This is a genomic window from Shewanella sp. 10N.286.54.B9 (assembly GCF_041468565.1).
GTDB lineage: Bacteria > Pseudomonadota > Gammaproteobacteria > Enterobacterales > Shewanellaceae > Shewanella.
The window spans coordinates 1-21376 of record NZ_JBFRIY010000062.1 but is presented as its reverse complement, the minus strand read 5'-3'; the positions used below and the strand labels follow the sequence as shown (position 1 = coordinate 21376).

The 21376-nt window shown below is 42.5% G+C and carries 19 protein-coding genes and 6 tRNA genes; 15 read left to right on the top strand and 10 right to left on the bottom strand.

Annotated elements, in window-relative coordinates:
- Positions 1 to 11: 11 nt before the first annotated feature.
- Complete coding sequence (gene nrdB / locus AB4135_RS19190) at positions 12 to 1142, top strand: class Ia ribonucleoside-diphosphate reductase subunit beta (RefSeq protein WP_371995046.1); 1131 nt, start codon at positions 12 to 14, stop codon at positions 1140 to 1142.
- On the top strand, positions 1111 to 1515 hold the full coding sequence (gene yfaE, locus AB4135_RS19185) for a class I ribonucleotide reductase maintenance protein YfaE (protein ID WP_371995041.1): 405 nt from the start codon (positions 1111 to 1113) through the stop codon (positions 1513 to 1515). Before nrdB ends, yfaE begins: the two co-directional genes overlap by 32 nt.
- Before the next feature lie 149 nt (positions 1516 to 1664).
- Here the strand turns inward: yfaE and AB4135_RS19180 are convergent, their stop codons facing one another.
- Positions 1665 to 4580, bottom strand: a complete 2916-nt coding sequence (locus AB4135_RS19180; protein WP_371995040.1) for a di-heme oxidoredictase family protein — start codon at positions 4578 to 4580, stop codon at positions 1665 to 1667.
- A gap of 527 nt (positions 4581 to 5107) precedes the next feature.
- Positions 5108 to 7123, bottom strand: coding sequence for an FAD-dependent oxidoreductase (locus AB4135_RS19175; RefSeq protein WP_371995039.1), 2016 nt, complete (start codon positions 7121 to 7123; stop codon positions 5108 to 5110).
- 155 nt (positions 7124 to 7278) lie between these two features.
- On the opposite strand from AB4135_RS19175, the gene sppA reads away from it, so the two are divergent.
- Both sppA and ansA read left to right on the top strand, forming a co-directional pair.
- Complete coding sequence (gene sppA, locus AB4135_RS19170) at positions 7279 to 9120, top strand: signal peptide peptidase SppA (RefSeq protein ID WP_371995038.1); 1842 nt, start codon at positions 7279 to 7281, stop codon at positions 9118 to 9120.
- A 114-nt stretch (positions 9121 to 9234) separates the two neighbouring features.
- Positions 9235 to 10251, top strand: coding sequence for an asparaginase (gene ansA / locus AB4135_RS19165; protein ID WP_371995037.1), 1017 nt, complete (start codon positions 9235 to 9237; stop codon positions 10249 to 10251).
- Between the two features lie 57 nt (positions 10252 to 10308).
- Here ansA and AB4135_RS19160 read toward each other — a convergent pair whose 3' ends face one another.
- From AB4135_RS19160 to AB4135_RS19150, 3 genes are read right to left on the bottom strand one after another with little or no spacing between them, the layout of a single operon-like run.
- A complete protein-coding gene (locus tag AB4135_RS19160; protein WP_371995036.1) occupies positions 10309 to 10590 on the bottom strand; it encodes a YeaC family protein in 282 nt (93 codons plus the stop codon).
- Entirely contained in the window at positions 10587 to 10904 is a 318-nt protein-coding gene (locus AB4135_RS19155) for a zinc ribbon domain-containing protein (RefSeq protein WP_371995035.1), read from the bottom strand. The genes AB4135_RS19160 and AB4135_RS19155 overlap by 4 nt, the downstream gene beginning before the upstream one ends.
- Positions 10905 to 10924: 20 nt before the next feature.
- Positions 10925 to 12052, bottom strand: a complete 1128-nt coding sequence (locus tag AB4135_RS19150; RefSeq protein ID WP_371995034.1) for a M14-type cytosolic carboxypeptidase — start codon at positions 12050 to 12052, stop codon at positions 10925 to 10927.
- Positions 12053 to 12314: 262 nt separating this feature from the next.
- Here AB4135_RS19150 and trxB point away from each other — a divergent pair, with 262 nt between their 5' ends.
- A complete protein-coding gene (gene trxB, locus AB4135_RS19145; RefSeq protein WP_371995033.1) occupies positions 12315 to 13265 on the top strand; it encodes a thioredoxin-disulfide reductase in 951 nt (316 codons plus the stop codon).
- 134 nt (positions 13266 to 13399) lie between these two features.
- On the opposite strand, the gene rplT is transcribed toward trxB, so the two are convergent.
- The 4 genes from rplT to thrS form a co-directional block, all read right to left on the bottom strand.
- Positions 13400 to 13759 carry a 50S ribosomal protein L20 gene (gene rplT / locus AB4135_RS19140; protein ID WP_012325107.1) on the bottom strand — a complete coding sequence of 120 codons (360 nt, stop codon included), beginning with the start codon at positions 13757 to 13759 and terminating at the stop codon, positions 13400 to 13402.
- An 18-nt stretch (positions 13760 to 13777) separates the two neighbouring features.
- Complete coding sequence (gene rpmI / locus AB4135_RS19135) at positions 13778 to 13972, bottom strand: 50S ribosomal protein L35 (RefSeq protein WP_012142466.1); 195 nt, start codon at positions 13970 to 13972, stop codon at positions 13778 to 13780.
- A gap of 86 nt (positions 13973 to 14058) precedes the next feature.
- Positions 14059 to 14601, bottom strand: coding sequence for a translation initiation factor IF-3 (gene infC, locus AB4135_RS19130; RefSeq protein ID WP_371995045.1), 543 nt, complete (start codon positions 14599 to 14601; stop codon positions 14059 to 14061).
- Between the two features lie 3 nt (positions 14602 to 14604).
- Positions 14605 to 16533, bottom strand: coding sequence for a threonine--tRNA ligase (gene thrS / locus AB4135_RS19125; RefSeq protein ID WP_371995032.1), 1929 nt, complete (start codon positions 16531 to 16533; stop codon positions 14605 to 14607).
- Between the two features lie 287 nt (positions 16534 to 16820).
- On the opposite strand from thrS, the gene AB4135_RS19120 reads away from it, so the two are divergent.
- The 3 genes from AB4135_RS19120 (at position 16821) to AB4135_RS19110 (ending at position 18128) form a co-directional block, all read left to right on the top strand.
- Positions 16821 to 17084 carry a hypothetical protein gene (locus AB4135_RS19120; protein ID WP_371995031.1) on the top strand — a complete coding sequence of 88 codons (264 nt, stop codon included), beginning with the start codon at positions 16821 to 16823 and terminating at the stop codon, positions 17082 to 17084.
- A gap of 104 nt (positions 17085 to 17188) precedes the next feature.
- Entirely contained in the window at positions 17189 to 17926 is a 738-nt protein-coding gene (locus tag AB4135_RS19115) for a pteridine reductase (protein ID WP_371995030.1), read from the top strand.
- A 1-nt stretch (position 17927) separates the two neighbouring features.
- The gene (locus tag AB4135_RS19110) at positions 17928 to 18128 is read left to right on the top strand and encodes a CPXCG motif-containing cysteine-rich protein (RefSeq protein ID WP_371995029.1); all 201 of its coding nucleotides are present in this window, start codon (positions 17928 to 17930) and stop codon (positions 18126 to 18128) included.
- 245 nt (positions 18129 to 18373) lie between these two features.
- On the opposite strand, the gene AB4135_RS19105 is transcribed toward AB4135_RS19110, so the two are convergent.
- Positions 18374 to 18988, bottom strand: coding sequence for a riboflavin synthase subunit alpha (locus tag AB4135_RS19105; protein WP_371995028.1), 615 nt, complete (start codon positions 18986 to 18988; stop codon positions 18374 to 18376).
- 32 nt (positions 18989 to 19020) lie between these two features.
- Here AB4135_RS19105 and AB4135_RS19100 point away from each other — a divergent pair, with 32 nt between their 5' ends.
- The 7 genes from AB4135_RS19100 (at position 19021) to AB4135_RS19070 (ending at position 21333) form a co-directional block, all read left to right on the top strand.
- A complete protein-coding gene (locus AB4135_RS19100) occupies positions 19021 to 20379 on the top strand; it encodes an MATE family efflux transporter (RefSeq protein WP_371995027.1) in 1359 nt (452 codons plus the stop codon).
- A 167-nt stretch (positions 20380 to 20546) separates the two neighbouring features.
- A tRNA-Met gene (locus AB4135_RS19095) sits at positions 20547 to 20623 on the top strand.
- A 2-nt stretch (positions 20624 to 20625) separates the two neighbouring features.
- A tRNA-Val gene (locus AB4135_RS19090) sits at positions 20626 to 20702 on the top strand.
- A 30-nt stretch (positions 20703 to 20732) separates the two neighbouring features.
- Positions 20733 to 20809 (top strand) — tRNA-Val (locus tag AB4135_RS19085).
- A gap of 51 nt (positions 20810 to 20860) precedes the next feature.
- Positions 20861 to 20937 (top strand) — tRNA-Met (locus AB4135_RS19080).
- 197 nt (positions 20938 to 21134) lie between these two features.
- Positions 21135 to 21211 (top strand) — tRNA-Met (locus tag AB4135_RS19075).
- Positions 21212 to 21256: 45 nt separating this feature from the next.
- Positions 21257 to 21333, top strand: a tRNA-Met gene (locus AB4135_RS19070).
- Positions 21334 to 21376 lie beyond the last annotated feature (43 nt).

Sequence of the window (21376 nt, the reverse complement as noted above, 5' to 3'; positions counted from 1 at the left end):
AAGATAGAAAAATGGCCTACTCTACATTTTGTCAAACACCTAACAATGCAATGCTTGAGCCTATGTTTCTTGGGCAGTCAGTCAATGTTGCGCGCTATGATCAACAAAAGTACGAAGTTTTTGAAAAACTAATTGAAAAACAGCTTTCATTTTTTTGGCGTCCAGAAGAAGTAGACGTAAGCAAAGATAAAATTGATTACGCTGCTCTGCCTGCGCATGAGAAGCATATTTTTATCTCAAACCTAAAGTATCAAACCCTACTTGATTCGATTCAAGGTCGCTCACCTAATGTTGCTTTCTTGCCATTAGTGTCTCTGCCTGAACTTGAAACTTGGATCGAGACTTGGTCTTTTTCAGAAACTATTCATTCTCGCTCTTACACCCATATTATTCGTAACATCGTTAATGACCCTTCAATTGTTTTTGACGATATTGTCGAAAATGAAGAGATCTTAAAGCGTGCTACGGACATTGCTGCCTACTACGACAAACTCATTAAATTGAGCCAAGCATTTCATTTGCATGGCGAAGGCAGCCATCAAATAGACGGTGAAGTTGTTGAAGTCACTAAGCGCGAAATCAAAAAAGCGCTGTATTTATGTATGGTGTCGGTAAACGTACTCGAAGCGATTCGTTTTTATGTCAGCTTTGCTTGCTCATTTGCTTTTGCTGAACGTAATGTGATGGAAGGTAATGCTAAGATTATCCGCCTTATTGCCCGTGATGAAGCTTTACACTTAAATAGCACCCAGCATATTTTGAAAATTATGCATGGTGGTAAAGACGATCCAGAGATGGCGGAAATTGCTAAAGAGTGTGAGCAAACAGCAATCGACATTTTTGTTAAAGCGGCAGAGCAAGAGAAAGAATGGGCTAAATACCTATTCAAAGACGGCTCAATGATTGGCCTAAACGAGCACATACTTTGCCAATACGTTGAGTATATTACTAATGAACGTATGAAGGCAGTTAATCTAGAGTCTCCTTATGCAGAACAATCTAACCCGCTTCCATGGATGAAGAACTGGTTAGAGAGTGATGCAGTGCAAGTTGCACCTCAAGAAGTTGAAGTATCCTCTTATTTGGTTGGCCAAATAGATGCTTCAATAGATGAAGATGAGTTCTCTGACTTTGACCTTTAAACCCGTAAAAATTAGCCAAGCTAGTTTTAAGAAGGCCCCTATCGTCAGCCTGCAAGGTCAACCTGTATTGTTGTTTAATCAACAGCATCTGACCTTGCTTGAGGCGCTAGAACAAAAAAGAGTAAGTACTTTTTCAGAGTGCCGCAATGGCTTCTGTGGCCAATGTAAGACAAAAGTTATTAGTGGTTCTGTCAGTTACATTACTGAACCATTAGTGACGTTAGAAGCTAATGAGTGCCTACCTTGCTGCTGTGTACCCGACACGGATATTGACTTAGATCTATCCGTTGATGGTGCAGAGGTCGTCGTTAGGATAGCTGAACACAAACCTGTAAAAGCTAAGAATCCTATCGATGAAAAATCAGTCCGCTAGCCAAAATAACAGTTATAGCTAGAGGTAACTTAAATAATCCAACTAGGATAGAAACCTCATCACACTCAACTATCCTTTACCATGACCACTTCGCCGTAAACACTTTGTCGGTTATTGGCGAAGGATCGGATACCTTACTCGATCATGATTTAAAGCGAATTCAAAAACTCCAATACGGCGCTTTTCTCATCATTGGACAAGATCGAATAAGCCTCCTTACTGGCTAATCCTTCTCCGCCGTGCCACAAAATTGCCTCCTCAATACTTCGCGCTCGCCCATCATGCAAGAAGCTAGGGTTAGGATGACATACTTCCTTACCTTGTACGCCAGTAGGATTTATCATCCCACCCGTGACACAAGCGGAAAGACCTATCCCCCATAAAGGTGTCGTACGCCACTGGGCACCGCTAGCCTGACCTTCGCCTAGGTTATCGGCTAATCCTTCACCCATATCATGAAGTAGCAGATCCGTGTACGGGTGTATTGTCTGATCCCTAAGTTCGGCAAGAGGATGATATGGGCTGGTCTGCATCGTCGGGATATGGCAAGCACTACAGTTAATATCGTTAAATATCTGCTGCCCTTGTTGTACCGTTGCAGTATTTAGACCTCGCTGGGCAGGTACACCTAGCAACGAAATATATTTTACTAAATGGTCTAAGTCATCATCGGTGACGACGGAACCTGATGAACCACAAGCTGATTGCTGCAAGCCACAATCAGGATCAGGAATAATAGAAGTCATCACTCCCATGTCAGCATTGAAGGCTGCCGCCACTTGATGTTTAACACTGGTAGTTCCTGCTTTCCAACCCAAACGTCCTAGACGGAGTTCTCCTGTAGCTGGATCGATGACTCGTTGGGCTTGACCTTTGATCCCATCATTATTGGCATCATTAATATCTTCAAGAGCCAAAATACTGGACTCTGGTATCGCTTCAAGCAGTCCCATACCCACAATTGGACCCGCTATTCTAGCTGAAAATGATTGCGGTACTTTACCCGAGAATCGGTATGTAGGACTACGTAAACCATCCTCTTCTGTCCAAGAGGTAAGTATCACAGCACCTTCACTTAGTCCCTCTCCTTGATTATTGGGCTGCAACACTCGACCAATATCTGGATCGGGGTGACCGTTCTCGTCACCTACTTTAAAGACCCATTTATCAAGGGTCTGGCCGAGTTCAGCAGGGGCTGCTCTACCATTACGTTGATGGCAACTGGCACAGGACTGATTGACGTAATGACCTGATGTTTTACCCACCATTTGTTCGAAGATACCATTATCTTCCCCTTCGTCATGATGACCATCGACAAAGGATGTATGGTGCAATCGTCTGCCAATGACAAAAGCTTGTCCATTAACACTCGATAAATTGGTGGCCATTTGCATAAAATGGTTATCCGGCTCATTTGAATACTGATAAGGTAAAGTCGTTTCACCGCCTAACCACGCACTCTTAGGGAGCTCAAATGAGTTTTCTCGGTCTGATGATTTATCATTAAAATCACCTTTGGTGTACCAAGGAACCATGCCGCCTTTACCGACTGAATACAAATAGGTCGTACCATAATAGTTATTGCGGCCTTCAGGTGCAGCAGCTAGAAACTGACTAACTTCGATCTCCATCATTTGTCCAACCGCGAGAGCATCGACGCTACCATTTAACCCACGGTGTTCAGAAATGATTAAACTGTACTTATATTCATCGCCTTCAGTGCTAATTTGGTTGAGATTGTCATCGAAAGTGCCATTAGCGACTTCCATTACGTTATGTTCATAATTTCCATGGTATTCAGCCACAGTATTAAAGCCATAGTACCAAGCACGAAACTCTTTAACGCCAAGACGCCATTGAGTTACAAAATTAATCTCTATACGATCCCCTCCTTTAGCAACATAATCTACAAATTCAAAGCGGGCAGTTCTGTGGGTCCAGTAGTGGCTCAAATAATGATCATAAGCCTGAAAATGATCCTCTTTAGCATGCCTGTCCCTTGCTCTATCTGCAAAACGTGTGACGATAGCGTCCCCTCTATCAGTGATAATTTCTGGCTCTAATAGAGTATTTTTGTCAAATAGTGCTACAACACTCCCCATATCTATCGGTCTTGTTGCGGTCCACCATAACCCATTGACCCCCTCTCCATCGTTGTCTCCGGCTTTACTATCACCTTTATAGAAATATAAAGGCCTTCCTTGGTAAGTAGCTTGCGCAGTATTATCAAGACGGATGACGGTGCCTAAATTTGCAGTCCCAGATGCTTTACCGTCTACAACGATCACTGGTGGCCAATTTATTGCGCACTCGTCATAACAACTACTGGTATCAGAATGAATGTCATTATCAAAAATATACAAGGTATGTTTTGGAGCCGCGGAATCGGCACCGCCAATCAACATACCATTCACCATGCTTACTTCATGAAATGCTGGCTCAGTAGGCTCAGTAGGCTCAGTAGGCTCAGTAGGCTCAGTAGGCTCAGTAGGCTCAGTAGGAGTATTGGAAACAACAAAGCTCTGCCAAGCGATATTTGCAGCAAAGTCGATATCCCAATAAGTGAATGAATAGCTAATAATCTCTCCAGCAGACAGGTTCTTTATGAAATACTCATTAGTACCATCTACTTGAGACATTCGAACATTTTGTTGATAACCATTATTAATCTTAAAATGTACATCCGCCCAGCTAGTATTATTCACATACAAACGGATTGTCCCATTCTTGATGGTTTCTATTCCTGATATAGCTTCAGTTTCATTTGGCTCATTTGGCTCATTTGGCTCATTAAGTATGATTTTATTCCATGCTGTATCCACAGCATGGGTAGTATCCCAATAGGTAAATGAAAAAGTGAGAATATCCCCAGGTGAAAAGTTGTTAACAACAAGTTGATTAATTTTTTCGACCTGATGCATGCGTACGTTCTGTTGCGGGCCATTATTTATCCTGTAGTGCACATCCGCCCAGTCAGGTTTGTTCACATATAAACGTGCTCTTCCCTCTCCAATGGATTCCACACCGGTAACTTTAGCAGTAACTTTTATACAACTAGTACTCATATTCGAAGTGCACGTTCTCGGGTCTTCTTTTGCTATAACAGTTACTGGACTAAAAAAGATGAAAGCTAGCGTTGCTAAGACTCCAACATTTTTACAGTGTATAGATTTCATATCTTGTCTTTGACCTCTTATATTTAAACGGAGAAATACAACCACTTTTAAATTGAATGCAAACCACAATACAGGCATGGTCTAGATAAAAGAGCTCTATAAAATAGTGTTGATAAATCAATAGAGTTAGGCGTCAGTAACAAACAAAACCTTTAATTTTTATAAGAAAACGATCATTTCTTCTGACTGGAGTACGGGACTAGGGGCCATAAGACTTATAGACTAGTTAATGGTAGCCACTCATCGAACTTAGGATAGATGGAGGTTTCTTGCTAGAAGTTTCTCTAAGACAGATCAATCATCGAGAACAAAATATATCTACATTGTTATTGGTATTTTAACGAACAAAAACAACAGATAAAAAAGTCTGTTCAACTCATTAGTGAATTAAACAGACCTTAGAGGAATAAATATAATTAAAGCGCGATAGCTAACTCTGCTCCCTGGCGGATTGCACGCTTAGCATCAAGTTCAGCAGCAACATCAACACCACCAATAAGATGCACAGGAATACCGGTAGCCTTCATCTCTTCGACAAGTTCAATGTTTGATACTTGACCAGCACAGAGCACGACGTTATCGACGGCCAATACCTCTGGCTTGTCATCAACAGTAATGTGTAAGCCAGCTTCATCAAATTTGTTATAGCTAACACCTGTTTTCATCGCGACTTGATGCTGCTTTAAAACCGAGCGATGGATCCAGCCGGTAGTTTTACCTAAACCTTTACCCATCTTGGTGGTTTTACGTTGCAATAAAACGACTTCACGATGCTTGTCATCTAACACTGGTGCAGTAAGGCCGCCAGCTTCTTTATATTCTTTATCTATTCCCCACTGCTTTAACCACTTATTAGGGTTTAAAGTTGAAGACTCTTCTTCACAAAGGTAATGCGCCATATCGAAACCAATACCGCCAGCTCCTATCAAAGCAACCTTCTGTCCTATTTCAACATCCCCATTGAGTACTTGTTGGTAATCAACAACTTTTGGATTATCAAAGCCGGGCAGAGCTAGAGGTCTTGGTTTTACCCCTGAAGACATCACTATCTCATCAAACTTTTCATCTCTCACTACGCTAGCATCAAGTCGAGTGTTTAACCGTAATTCAACCTTGTGTAGTTTTATCTGATTAAGGAAGTAACGAATGGTTTCGTCAAACTCCTCTTTACCAGGGATTTTACGCGCCAAATTAAACTGCCCTCCTACTTCAGACTTAGCTTCAAAGAGGACAACTTCGTGACCACGTGTTGCTGCATAAATAGAGAAAGCCATACCTGCCGGGCCGGCGCCCATTACTGCGATACGCTTTTTCACTTTTGCAGGGGTAAAGTTAAGTTCAGTTTCGTAGCAAGCCCGTGGATTGACTAAACAGGTTGCACGTTTTAAAGCAAATGTATGATCTAAGCAGGCTTGGTTACAACCAATACAGGTGTTAATCAGTTCTGGCGTGTTAGCGGCAGCCTTATTAACAAACTCAGCATCAGCTAGGAAAGGCCTTGCCATAGAGACCATATCCGCTTGACCTGACGCGATAATGGACTCACCTATTTCAGGGGTATTAATGCGGTTAGTGGCGATGAGAGGAATACTCATCTCTTTCATAAGTTTCTCGGTAACCCAAGCAAATGCACCACGCGGTACGCTGGTCGCAATCGTTGGTACACGGGCCTCATGCCAGCCTATACCGGTGTTAATAATCGTCACGCCAGCGCTTTCTAATGATTTTGCAAGTTGAACGACTTCTTCCCATGTAGAGCCGTTATCAACTAAATCAAGCATCGACAGTCTAAAGATAATAATGAACTCTCTACCCACTTTTGCTCGAATTTGCTTAACGATCTCTATCGGAAACTGGGCTCTACTTTCAAATGAGCCGCCCCATTTATCGCTACGTTTATTGGTACGAGAACTGACAAACTGATTGATTAGGTAGCCTTCACTGCCCATCACCTCAACGCCGTCGTAGCCGGCTTTTTTAGCTAATGCTGCGCTGGTGGCGTAGTCTTTGATCGTTCCTTCTACCTGTCTTGTAGACATCTTAGACGGTGTAAACGGTGTTATTGGCGACTTGATTTTGCTCGGTGCTTGTGAAAAAGGGTGGTAGCCGTATCGGCCTGCGTGCAATAACTGCATGCAGATTTTGCCACCGGCGTCGTGCACAGCTTTTGTCACAACGGTGTGTTTTTTTACCTGCCATGGAAAACTCAATTGACAAGCATTAGGGGCTAGTCTGCCACGTAAATTGGGAGATATCCCACCAGTAACAATAAGGCCAACTCCGCCCTGTGCACGCTCTTTATAAAACGCTGCCAGTTTCTCAAAACCGCCCTTTTCTTCTTCTAAACCAGTATGCATTGAGCCCATCAACACACGGTTTTTTAACTGGGTGAAACCCAGATCTAAGGGTTCTAATAAATGCGGAAACGACATTCAAACATCCTTTTTAAACAAGTGATTTAATTCAGCATACCCTGTGTTATCAATAAGCTCAATAAGTGAGTGATCAGATTCCTTTACAATTGAGTTTTCCTTTCTAAAGGATTTTCAGTTAGCATTATGCCAATTCGGATTTAAAGGAGTGGCTAATGCCCGCTAAACCCTCAGTTTTTAAAAGGATATTTCTGCTTTGCTGGAATATTATAAATGGTACAAGAAAGCTATTTTTAAACCTTGTTTTTTTCGGTTTGATTATTGCGCTGATTGTTACCCTTAGCAGTGAAGAGACATTGAAAGTTGAAGATGGCTCAGCGCTAGTGCTTAACCTGTCTGGCACTATCGTTGATCAGAAACGTCGTGTAGATCCATTAGAAGCGGCAATGAAAAGCGGCAGTGCTAAAGATGGTAGCGGCGAAATACTGCTGTCGGATGTCATCGATGTCGTCAACAATGCGGCTTCCGATGCTCGAATTAGCCAATTGGTACTCGATCTAGGCCATTTACGTGGTACAGGCATGAGTAAACTGCAATCAATAGGCGATGCATTAAACAACTTTAAGGAAACAGGCAAACCTATTGTTGCTCATGCAAATTGGTTTGGACAAAATCAGTACTTCTTAGCAAGTTATGCCGACAGTATCTATCTCAACCCACAAGGCAGTGTTGAAATTGAAGGTCTCGGTCGCTATCGCCAGTACTTTAAGTCAGCATTAGATAAACTTAAAATTAAGGCCCATGTTTTTAGAGTGGGAACCTTTAAATCGGCGGTTGAGCCTTTTATTCGTGATGATATGTCTGATGCGGCTAAAGAAGCCAACATGGCACTTTTAAATGATTTGTGGGGAAGTTACAGCACTATCGTCGGCCAAAATCGCGATATAACCTCGAGCCAATTGTCATTGTCAGCCAAAGAGTATTTAGCTGAGCTTGATAAAGCTGACGGTCAATCTAGCCAAATGGCACTTAACCTAAACTGGGTTGATGAGCTAAAGACAGCTGAAGAGTTTCGCTTAAGTATGGTCGACGCTGTCGGAAAATCTGCTGATGGCGAATCTTTTAAACAAATTGATTTCTACGATTATCTTTCAATCACTGCAAGTCACCCTCTTTTATTAGCTGATAACAAAGTCGGTATCATTGTGGCTAAAGGGCAGATTTTGAACGGTTCACAACCCGCTGGCCAGATTGGTGGAGAAAGTACTTCAGAGCTACTGCGTAAAGCTCGGTTTGATGATTCTATCAAGGCTGTAGTTCTTCGAGTTGATAGCCCCGGTGGAAGTGCATTTGCATCAGAGCAGATCCGCCAAGAAGTGTTAGCATTAAAAGCGGCTAACAAGCCAATTGTCGTCAGTATGGGCAGCTACGCGGCTTCTGGTGGTTATTGGATTTCTGCCAGTGCCGACTATATCTACGCAACCCCAACAACGTTAACGGGCTCGATTGGTATTTTTGGTATGGTTACTACCTTTGAGGAGTCGCTCGCCAGTATTGGGGTGCATACTGATGGCGTCGCAACTTCTGATTGGGCAGGCTTTTCTGTCACTAAAGGGATGTCTCCTGAGATAGGTGCTGTTATTCAACGTCATATAGAACGTGGTTACAAAGACTTTATATCCCTGGTTGCTACCGAACGTGATATGACCTTAGAGCAAGTGGACAATATTGCACAAGGACGAGTCTGGACTGGCCGCAAAGCGCTTGAGCTTGGACTCGTTGACGGTATTGGTGATCTACAAAATGCAGTTACCCATGCTGCTGAGCTAGCGAAAATTAATCATTTCGATACCGAGGTGATTCAACAAGAGTTATCGCCACAGGATCAATTTATTCAAGAGATGTTTGCATCAGCAGCTGTTTATATACCAGAAAGCCTGACACAAACCACTTTAGTCGACAAACTACTTGGTGAGTTCTCGACACTCACTGACACGTTACACTCTTTTGATGACCCGAATGGTGTCTACTTGTACTGCGATACGTGTAATGACTAGTGCCGTTAACAGATATGTTTTAGTAAACTATTATTAAATAAAGCCCAGTTTTACTGGGCTTTATTCTATCTGCACCATTATAATCACCTCATTGTGCTCAAAAACAAAAATAACATGACTAAACGTTGTATATATGTTGCCTACACAGGCGGTACCATTGGCATGCAAAAGACCGAACAAGGCTTTGCCCCAGTTGCTGGTTTTTTGACTGAATGTGTTAAGGCTATGCCTGAATTTTACCATGAAGAGATGCCAGACTTTGTCATCAGCGAATACTCGCCACTTATCGACTCTTCGGACATGGCTCCGACTGATTGGCAAATGATTGCTAATGATATAAAAGCTAACTATGACAAGTACGATGGCTTCGTTATCCTCCATGGCACTGATACTATGGCGTATACAGCATCGGCACTGTCTTTTATGCTGCAGGGGTTATCAAAGCCTGTCATCGTTACGGGGTCGCAAATTCCATTAGCTCAATTACGTTCTGATGGTCAAACCAACTTACTTAACGCACTTTATATCGCTGCCAATTATCCGGTTGCAGAAGTTTGTTTATTCTTTAACAACAAACTATTTAGAGGTAACCGCACCACCAAAGCACATGCGGATGGTTTCAATGCTTTTGCATCGCCCAATTTTCCATTACTTCTAGAAGCTGGAATAAAAATTCGTTGGCATGCAGGCAAGAGAGCCGTCGAAAATGCGACGAAACCTTTAGAAGTGATCAATATTAGCCCGCAGCCCATAGGGGTCGTGACCCTTTACCCTGGGATCAATACAGAGATTTTTGCAAATGTTTTGCAGCAGCCAGTAAAAGCGCTGATATTACTCACATTTGGCGTAGGCAACGCACCACAAACACCTGCATTGCTAAAAACCCTTAAGGATGCCCATGACCGTGGAATCGTGCTGGTAAACCTGACTCAATGTCTGCAAGGTAAAGTCAATATGGGCGGTTATGCGACAGGTAATGCGTTAGCGTCAGCCGGAGTGATTAGTGGTTATGATATGACGACAGAAGCAGCTTTAGCCAAATTACACTATTTGCTTTCAACAGATTTAACACCTGAAGCTATTCGCTCTGCTATGGAGCAATCTATTGTCGGTGAACTAACCCAAGATTAAGCAAACATACTTAACAGAAAAGCCGCTCCTAGAGCGGCTTTTCTGTTATTTTTTTGTTTAAAGCTCTTTCTCTTTAAATTCAGCGATTGAATCGCCTTTAAACTGCTTTTTAAGTTCAGACTTAGATAACTCATTAACCTGCCCTTCACTATTAATAGTAAAATGCTCAGTTTGAGATAGTTTCCTTGCTTGATACAGCATAACGACCTGTTGTGTGGAAGCTCGCTGCTCTTGGCTCAATACAGTACCGTCTTCCCACTTACCAAGCTCTACCGCACTCAATAAACGCTCATAGACTTCGCTAGGCATTTCATCGATGACTTTATTTATATCTGTCATACTTTTTTCCGTTTATGGAGCACGATTTGCACCCGTGTTATTAGATAGCCAACAAAGCCTAAGGCAAAAGCGCCGCCAGCAACTGTTGCACGGGCTCCTTCAGCAGGCTCCCCTCCCCAAAACCAAGTCACTACTCCGCCAATAAATAACGTAAGCGCAAGAAAGCTCTGGTTCATTAATTGATTAGAGCGTTTAATATGGCTAATAACCTGTAAACTTTCATTGTCGGCGGAAATATTAGCCTTACAATGGGAGCACTGTTTTGCCATGCTCGATATCCGTTCACCGCAACCTGGGCATTTAACTAACGCCATACATGTACCTCAACTAATGACTATTTTAACTTATCGACAACGGCATTCATTGCAATCAGTGATGCTTCGCCTAGATAGATACAACGCTCCGGTGACCAACCTGCCATAAGATCTGGCATATTGTCGTTGTCTTTAAATGGCATTTCTAAGGTATTAGAGAGGCAACCGAAAGTATGGGCAACCCAATTAGAGCCCACGGTTAAGTTCGCTTGACCGGGTTGATCTTTATCATAGCCAAACTCAGTTTGAAAATCTGGACTTGCCATCTGCAATGCGTCAACAAATGCTTTTTGACGTTGAGCATCTTCTTTGGTGTATGCGGGCACCCCTTCACAGCCAGCCAAGAACACAAAAGGCAAGCCTTCATCACCGTGGACATCATAAAAGAGATCGACGCCTGTCTCTTTCATTTTGTTAACAACGTAAAAGACTTCTGGGCTCTTCGCTAAAGATGGCGATTGCCACTCGCGATTTAAGTTTGTCCCGACAGCATTAGTGCGAAGGTGTCCGCGAACACTTCCGTCGGGATTCATATTCGGTACGATGTAGAAATTTGCTTTATCAAGCAATGATTTCGCTGTTGGGCAATCGCTATCCAATAAGTTATTGATTAAGCCTTCGACTAACCATTCAGCCATGGTTTCACCAGGATGCTGACGTGCAGTGATCCAGATATTAGCTTTATCCTCATCACCATCACCGACTTTAATCAGTGTCATGTCACGCTCATCCAATGTTAAACCTAAATGCTCTAAACTAACCTGTGGGTGCACTTGCACAGCAGCAAGTAGATCTTGATGGCGCTCGTAACTATAAGGTGCAAAATAAGCAATTTGAATAGCGTCACAATCTAAATCAACTTCGATTGTTAATTTGCCGTCTTGATAAGTGGTTGGCAGTCTAAACCAGCTTTGTCTATCATAGGTCGCTACGGCTTGATAATCGTCCCAGCCTTTTACGTAAGAAGCTTTATCAGCATTGACGATATTAAGTGTGTAATGAGTACCAACGACACCGTCTAGTTTGAAGTTAAACCACTGGAAAAATTCACCGCCTTCATCTGGACGAATGGCGAGTTGCACATCATCGTTATTATCTGCGTTGATTACTTCTATGTTTCCGCCATCAAAATTCGCGCTAATACGCATAACAGTTCCTTTCTACTTATTTGGGCTGTGATCAGCTAGATATCAATCTTTGCGCTATAGAATAAACCAAAATGTGATAAGGAGCAGCCAAAAGCGTGCATTAACTGCTAAAAATCTAGGTTTTGTAAGGTTTACGTTGCACTAACGCTCAATACAGAGCTTTACCCACAACCTTAAATTCCATACAATCGCTGCAATTCGTAGAGATAGAGGGAGTTCAGCCCTCGTTAGACACTGCATTCGTAAAAGAACGGAGAACAAAATGACCCAAGCTAGACATTGTAACTTACTTATTCTGGGTTCAGGCCCTGCAGGCTACACAGCCGCAGTATACGCCGCTCGCGCCAACCTAAAACCCGTTATGATCACGGGTATGCAGCAAGGTGGACAACTTACGACGACTACTGAAGTTGAAAACTGGCCTGGTGATGCGGATGATCTTACCGGTCCGGCATTGATGGAGCGTATGCAGAAGCATGCTGAAAAGTTTGAAACAGAAATTATTTTTGACCACATCAATGAAGTAAATCTAAATGTGCGCCCTTTCCAACTTAAAGGCGACAATGGCGAGTTTACTTGTGATGCTCTTATTATCTCAACAGGTGCATCTGCTATGTACCTGGGGCTCGAGTCAGAAGAAGCTTTTAAAGGGCGCGGCGTTTCAGCTTGTGCAACCTGTGACGGTTTCTTCTACCGTAATCAAAAAGTTGCTGTAATTGGTGGTGGTAATACCGCTGTAGAAGAAGCACTTTACTTAAGTAACATAGCTTCTGAAGTTCACCTTATTCACCGTCGAGATACTTTCCGCAGCGAAAAGATCCTTACAAAACGTTTAATGGATAAGGTAGAAAACGGCAACATTATTTTGCATTTGGACAACACGCTTGAAGAGGTCGTTGGTGATGCTATGGGTGTTAACGGCCTTAAAATGAAAAGCACTAAAGATGGCAACGTCAAAGATCTAGAAGTAGCAGGCGTGTTCGTTGCGATTGGGCACAGCCCAAACACTGGCATGTTTGAAGGCCAATTAGAAATGAACAATGGCTACATTAAAGTTGAAAGTGGCTTAAATGGCAATGCAACACAAGCTAGTATTGAAGGTGTTTTTGCGGCTGGAGACGTAATGGATCAACATTACCGTCAAGCAATTACCTCTGCTGGTACAGGTTGTATGGCAGCGCTGGACGCAGAGCGTTACTTAGACGCCAAGTAGTACGTATTCCCAGTTTAAAAGCAGGCTTAGAGCCTGCTTTTTTATGCCTGTAATTTATTGACTAGGCTATTTTACAAATTCCAGATACAAAAAAGGGAGCCCTAGGGCTCCCTTTTTACAAGAATCAAAGCTAATTACTTAGCTAAAGCTTCTTTTGCTTTTTCTACTAAAGTTGTAAATACAACTTTATCAAAAACAGCGATGTCAGCCAGGATCTTACGATCGATTTCAATAGAGGCTTTTTTCAAACCATTAATGAAACGGCTGTAAGACAGACCATTTTGACGAGAAGCCGCATTGATACGTGCAATCCAAAGTTGACGGAATTGACGTTTCTTCTGACGACGGTCACGGTAAGCATATTGACCAGCTTTAGTTACTGCTTGAACAGCAACACGGTAAGTACGAGAGCGAGCTCCGTAATAACCTTTGGCTAATTTAAGTACTTTCTTGTGACGAGCACGAGCGGTTACACCACGCTTAACTCTAGGCATTGTTCATTGCTCCTTTAATTAAGCGTATGGTAGTTGACGTGCAATTGCTGGCACATCAGACTTAGCTACTTGACATTTTGCACGTAAGTGACGTTTACGCTTAGTGCTCTTCTTGGTCAAAATATGACGTAAATGGGCTTGCTTGCGTTTGAAACCATTAGCAGTTTTCTTAAAACGCTTCGCTACACCCTTGTCTGTTTTCATTTTAGGCATTGCTAAAACTCCGCATTGGGACAATTAATAAAACGCAAGGCGAGTAGAGACCTTAATAGACCTCTACTACTTTTAGGGTTGCCTTACTATTTCTTTTTCGGCGCAAGAACCATGACAGCTTGACGACCTTCCATTTTAGGGAAAGACTCCACGACTGCAATTGCTTCCAAATCAGCTTTGATACGGTTCAAAAGATCCATACCTAGGCTTTGGTGAGCCATCTCACGACCACGGAAACGAAGCGTTACTTTCGCTTTGTCGCCGTCTTCTAGAAAACGAGTCAGGTTGCGTAGTTTTACCTGGTAGTCGTTTTCATCTGTACCGGGACGGAATTTAATTTCCTTCACCTGTACAATTTTCTGCTTCTTTTTTTGTTCCTTTTGAGCTTTCGCTTTATCAAAAAGGAACTTACCGTAGTCCATTACACGGCAAACCGGCGGCTCGGCATTAGGACTGATTTCTACTAGATCAACACCTGCTTCATCAGCGACTTCCTGTGCTTCTCTAATAGTCATGATACCTAATTGCTCACCGTCAAGACCGTTAAGACGGACTTCTGATACACCAGTGATGAGCTCGTTTATTCTATTCGGGGCCGCCTGGCGCCCTGCTGTTTTTTTGATCTTTATGACCTAATCCTCCAACAAATTGAGACTACGGAGCGAAATTTCATTCTTGAGCTTAGTAGCAAATTCTTGGATTTGCATCTTACCTAAGTCAACACCATCTCGGGTGCGCACCGCTACTTCCTTATTTTCCATTTCTTGATCACCAACGACCAATAAATAAGGTACACGCCTTAACGTGTGCTCGCGTATTTTAAAGCCTATTTTCTCATTCCTCAAGTCTTTAGTTGCACGAATTCCATGTTCTTTGAATAAATTAACGACTTCGTCCACATAATCAGACTGTTTATCGGTAATATTCATCACAACGACTTGCTGTGGAGCTAACCACGTTGGGAATTTTCCAGCGTACTCTTCGATAAGAATACCTAAGAAGCGCTCTAAAGAACCTAAAATCGCGCGGTGGATCATTACTGGCGTCTGACGACTATTGTCTTCAGCCACATAAGTTGCACCTAAACGACCAGGTAATGCGTAATCTAATTGTACCGTACCACACTGCCATGCACGATCTAAACAATCGTGAAGTGTGAATTCAATCTTAGGTCCGTAGAACGCGCCTTCACCTGGAAGGATTTCAAACTCTATATCGTTAGATTTCAGCGCTTGCTTCAACGCTTCTTCTGCTCGGTCCCACATTTCGTCGTCGCCAATACGTTTTTCAGGGCGAGTAGAAAGCTTAACCACGATATTCTTGAATCCAAAAGTTTCGTATGTGTCATACACCATTTGGATACAAGCACTCACTTCCTGCTGAACTTGCTCTTCAGTACAGAAAACATGTGCATCATCTTGCGTAAACCCACGAACACGCATCAAGCCATGTAATGAACCTGATGGCTCGTTACGATGACAGCAACCAAATTCAGCCATGCGTAATGGTAGATCACGGTAAGACTTAAGGCCTTGGTTAAAGATTTGAACGTGTCCAGGACAGTTCATTGGCTTAATAGCATATTCACGACTTTCTGAGTTGGTAGTGAACATACCGTCAGCGTACTTATCCCAATGCCCTGAACGTTCCCATAAGACTCGATCCATCATTAATGGACCTTTAACTTCTTGATAAGTATATTGGCCAAGCTTTTGGCGAATGAACTTCTCGAGTTCTAGGAATAAGCTCCATCCATCATTATGCCAAAACACCATGCCCGGTGCTTCTTCTTGCATATGATAAAGATCGAGCTGCTTACCAATTTTACGATGATCGCGTTTTGCGGCTTCTTCAAGACGGTTAAGGTGCACTTTCAATGCTTTCTTATCAGCCCAAGCTGTACCGTATATACGTTGCAGCATTTTGTTATCAGAGTTACCACGCCAGTATGCGCCAGCAACGCTCATTAACTTAAAGTTTTGGCAAAACTTCATGTTGGGTACATGCGGACCACGACACATGTCGACATATTCTTCATGGTGATAAAGCGCTGGAGTGGCATCTTTACTGATGTTCTCATCAAGAATTTCAATCTTGTAGCTCTCACCGCGAGCTTCAAAGGTATCACGCGCTTCTTGCCAGCTAACAACACGCTTATCGACCGCATAGTTAGTTTTAGCAAGTTGAGTCATACGCTTTTGCAGCGCATCAATGTCTTCCTGGGTTAATTTATGATCTAAGTCGATGTCATAGTAAAAACCGTTATCGATGACTGGACCAATCGCCATTTTAGCTTCAGGCCAAAGTTGCTTAAAAGCATGACCAAGCAAATGTGCACAAGAGTGGCGAAGGATCTCTACACCCTCTTCATCTTTAGCTGTGATGATAGACAGCTCAGAATCGGTATCAATGATATCGCAAGCATCTTTTAGCTCACCATTAACACGTCCAGCAATACAAGCTTTCGCAAGACCGGGACCAATATCAGCAGCTACATCTAAAGTAGAAACGGGTTGAGCAAACTCGCGTTTGCTTCCATCAGGAAGTGTAATTACAGGCATGATTGTTCCTTTTCCAGTGGTGACCCCCACGTAGGGCCACTTGGGTTTAATAAATAAGAGTTATAACGCCACTGGGACAAGACCGTACAGGAGTCTATGTTTTCCAACGCGTAAGCGCGTAATTCTAAGGGATAGCGCCCAGTTGATGCAAGTTTTACCTCTATATTAGTTTTTCTAATTCAAATAATGAGAAAAGGTCATAAGAGACAATAGAAAATAGTAGCTAATTGTCACATAAACATCATCACCTAACGCTAATCTATCCGCGTCTAATCAAGGAGGACAGTATGATAAACGTAATGATATTAACAGCGGCGCTTTCCACTATTAATGCTGAAGCTAATCAACAGGAAACAATAGAAGTGGCCATAGTTGAAAAAACAACACTATTGATGGAACTACAACAGCAACTCGATATCAGCATGGCGATATTGGCACAGCAAGTAGATACAAGTATTGCCGATACGACACTTGATATAGCGTTTAAGACCAAACAAAAACGTACTACTAATATCGTACGAGAAAAACCAAGTTTTATCGGTGCAGATTAAACGATGCTGGTATTTTTGATGGCAAATTAACTATTAATTGTGTGGAATACATTTATAAGGCGATAATAACACTAAATATACTACTCATTTTATGGGATCACGTAATGAACAAATGGGCACTCATCACTGGCGCGGCAAAACGCATTGGACACAGTATCGCTAAGCAGTTGCATACCGATGGGTTTAACATCATTGTTCACTACAATAAATCCTGTAATGCAGCAATGGCATTACAATCTGAACTAAACGACATTAGGCCTAATTCTGCACAAATAATGCAGGCCGAACTGAACAATCAATTTGAGCTAGAACATTTAATAGCATCGCTAAAATGCCAATCTTTGCCTATCAGTATATTAATAAATAATGCCGCTGAATTTTATCCTACCCCATTAGGTAATACCGACTATAAAAAAGCGCAAAAACTGCTTGCTACAAACTTACTGGCGCCTTATTTACTCGCGGAGCAATTAGCACCTTCTCTCAAAGAACATAGCGGCTGTATCATCAATTTAATTGATATTCATGCTAAGCGCCCACTAAAAGATCATGGGCTATACTCTATATCAAAGGCAGCACTTGAGATGGCAACGCTTTCGCTGGCACAAGAGCTCGCTCCTGACATCCGTGTTAATGGCATTGCGCCAGGGGCAATACTTTGGCCAGAGCAATCAGATGATAATTCTCAACAGCATGTCTTAGCAGAGATCCCTTTAGCAAAACTCGGCCAAGCTGAAGATATTGCTAAACTGGTATCTCATTTGGTGAGCGCTCCCTATATCACAGGACAGATTATCGCGGTAGATGGAGGGCGAAGCGCAGTCGGATTTACCGGAGCTTAATATGCGATTTATCAATAAAACTATTTCATGCCCACATTGTGGACATCACCAACACCTTAATATAGACGCGACCGCAGGCGATCAAGATTACTATGAAGATTGCCGAGTATGCTGTAACCCTATTCATATGCGAATGCACATAGATGAATCACGTTTGAAAGTAGAGCTTTATATCGACTCTGATGACGAACAGATTTACTAGAGGCTGTTTGATGCTTTTTTGTCACAATCGATTGGCTATTTTGACAAGGCAGTCGCTATGATGTTCAGCCGCTCTAACAATGAGCTAAAACACCTTTATAATAGATAAGAAGCGCGGCTCTTCGGCCTCGCTTCAGTGCTTTATCGCTACGTTAGATATTATGGCACAGCCCGTTAATTACCATCTCTCACAGCTTATGCCAAAACCATTAATTTCAAAAAAAGCAAACTAGATAGTCCGACCAGCTAGTTACCAAAACGCTTAGCTAACACCCTTTCAACGGTATCGACTATCGCCTGTGTTTGACTGTCTATTTCTATATTAAAATTTTCTCCTACTTCATATTTATCTAAGTTGGTTAACTTCAGCGTTTCAGGTATAAGATGCAACATAAAACTAGTGTCAGTGACTTCACCCACCGTCAAGCTACAACCATTTACGCCGACGAAACCTTTATAAAGAATATAGTTCATCCATTTAGGCTCAACAGATAAGCAAATGTCATAATGCTTATCTGTTTTACTGATTGATTTCAGCTCAGCTTGGGTATGAACATGTCCAGATAAAATATGGCCACCAATCTCACTACCAAACGTTAATGAACGTTCGATGTTAACCTGTGATCCAGATCTCAGATTTACTAGGTTAGTTAGTTTGAGGGTCTCTTCCATTACATCAAAAAACACCCTATCATCTTCAATTCTTGTAACTGTTAAACAAACACCGTTATTTGCGACACTTGCCCCTAGTGAAAGTCCCTCGCGCAAATCCGGTCCAATAGCGATTTGTAATGTATTTAACCCCGGTTTTTTATCAATCGCTAACACTTCACATGTTGCTTGAACTATACCTGTAAACATTTTATCTCTCGTATGTATTAAGGGCTCACTCAATGAACCACTCTGGCTTTCAGGCCAAACGCTTAATTCAATTAGCACTACCAGTACTAATTGCCCAAGTTACCCAGACCATGATGGGTTTTATCGACACTGTAATGGCAGGTCGTGTTAGTGCCGTAGATATGGCTGCTGTTGCTATTGGCTCCAGCCTTTGGCTGCCTGCACTGTTATTTGTGCAGGGGCTACTTATGGCGTTCACGCCTGTATTTGCACATCATCATGGTGCTGAAAATCAAAAGGCTATACAACCGTTAGCATTTCAAGCTGGATATATTGCCATAATAGGTAGCGCAGGTGTGATGTTCTTTCTCTCACTTGCAGACAATATTCTAGCACTCATGGATTTAGAACCTGAACTCGCCGCGTTAAGTGTTGGCTACCTTGATGGCTTTATGTGGGGAGTTCCAGCATTTGTTCTCTACCAAGTACTTCGCGGTTGTAGCGAAGGGATCTCATACACATTACCGACTATGGTCATTGGTTTTGTTGGTTTAGCCGTTAATATTCCCGCTAACTACATCTTTATATACGGCCACTTTGGCGCACCAGCTATGGGAGGCGCCGGTTGTGGAATTGCAACCGCATTAGTTTTTTGGGCAATGTTTATAGCAATGATTATTTATATGCAGTTCAACGCAAAATTTAAAGAACTCGCGCCCTTTAAGTCATTTCATTTACCTGACTTAAAAATCATGATTGATATGACAAAGCATGGCTTTCCTATCGCGATGGCGCTTTTTTTCGAAGTAAGCTTATTCGCCATCATTGCGCTTCTGCTCGCCCCACTAGGCGCAACGGTTGTAGCGGGCCATCAAATTGCTCTTAATTTTTCGTCAATTGTATTTATGCTGCCACTATCTATTGGTATAGCAGTGTCAATACGTGTGGGCTACTACCTTGGACAAGATAAGCCAGAGATCTCAGCGATGATCACGCGATTAGGACTAATCATCTCTTTTTCTCTAGCTGTATTTACCGCTGTAATTACTGTGCTGTTCAGGCAAGAGATTGCGTTACTCTATAATGATGATCCTGAAGTTATCACTTTAGCTGTTAGTTTGATGCTCTTTGCTGCTATCTACCAGCTGTCTGATGCAGTACAGGTTGTAACGGCGGGTGCATTACGTGGTTATAAAGATACTAGAAGTGCTTTTTACATCACATTAGTGTCCTATTGGGCTGTAGGCATGACTCTTGGCTATACATTAGCTCGCACAGATCTCATCGTCCCTGCTATGGGGGCACAAGGTTTTTGGATAGGACTGATTGCAGGACTAACAACTGCAGCTATATTATTCGCTATGCGTCTGAGGTATATCCAAAAATCAGGTGTAAAGGTAGTAACCTTGTAATTAATTTACTGGTTTTTGCTGTCTATTTGCTTAAACAGGCAGCAAGTTGCCCGCTAAATCACCATTTAGCTCAAAAGTGTATTTTTTTACTTGCACGTTTGAGGCATCGACCGTACTATAGCGCTCGTTCCAAGGCATTAGCCAAACGGACAAGCAGTATAAACAGTCGCGGGATGGAGCAGTATGGTAGCTCGTCGGGCTCATAACCCGAAGGTCGTTGGTTCAAATCCAGCTCCCGCAACCAATACAACCGTAGCTCAGTTGGTTAGAGCACTACCTTGACATGGTAGGGGTCGGTGGTTCGAATCCACTCGGTTGTACCAATACTGTATTATGATGTAACGCTTTACTTTACAACCGTAGCTCAGTTGGTTAGAGCACTACCTTGACATGGTAGGGGTCGGTGGTTCGAATCCACTCGGTTGTACCAATTCTTTTTAGTCGAATTCAAATACTAAGCATTTAAAATGAAACATCCGGACGCGGGATGGAGCAGTATGGTAGCTCGTCGGGCTCATAACCCGAAGGTCGTTGGTTCAAATCCAGCTCCCGCAACCAATTCTTTGTTAGTAGAATTAAAATAACTAATAGTGTCAATATGGACGCGGGATGGAGCAGTGTGAAAACTACTCGGACTCAACTCTTTATTAAAAGCTAGGCGAAGATCGTTGCCCTGCCCTTTTTTTAAAGTAATCCAGTTCCTGCAACCAATTCTTTGTTAGTAGAATTAAAACAACTAATAGCGTCAACATGGACGCGGGATGGAGCAGTATGGTAGCTCGTCGGGCTCATAACCCGAAGGTCGTTGGTTCAAATCCAGCTCCCGCAACCAATTCTTTGTTAGTAGAATTAAAATAACTAATAGCGTCAATATGGACGCGGGATGGAGCAGTATGGTAGCTCGTCGGGCTCATAACCCGAAGGTCGTTGGTTCAAATCCAGCTCCCGCAACCAATTCTTTATTAGTAGAATAAAAACAACTATAGCGTTTACACGG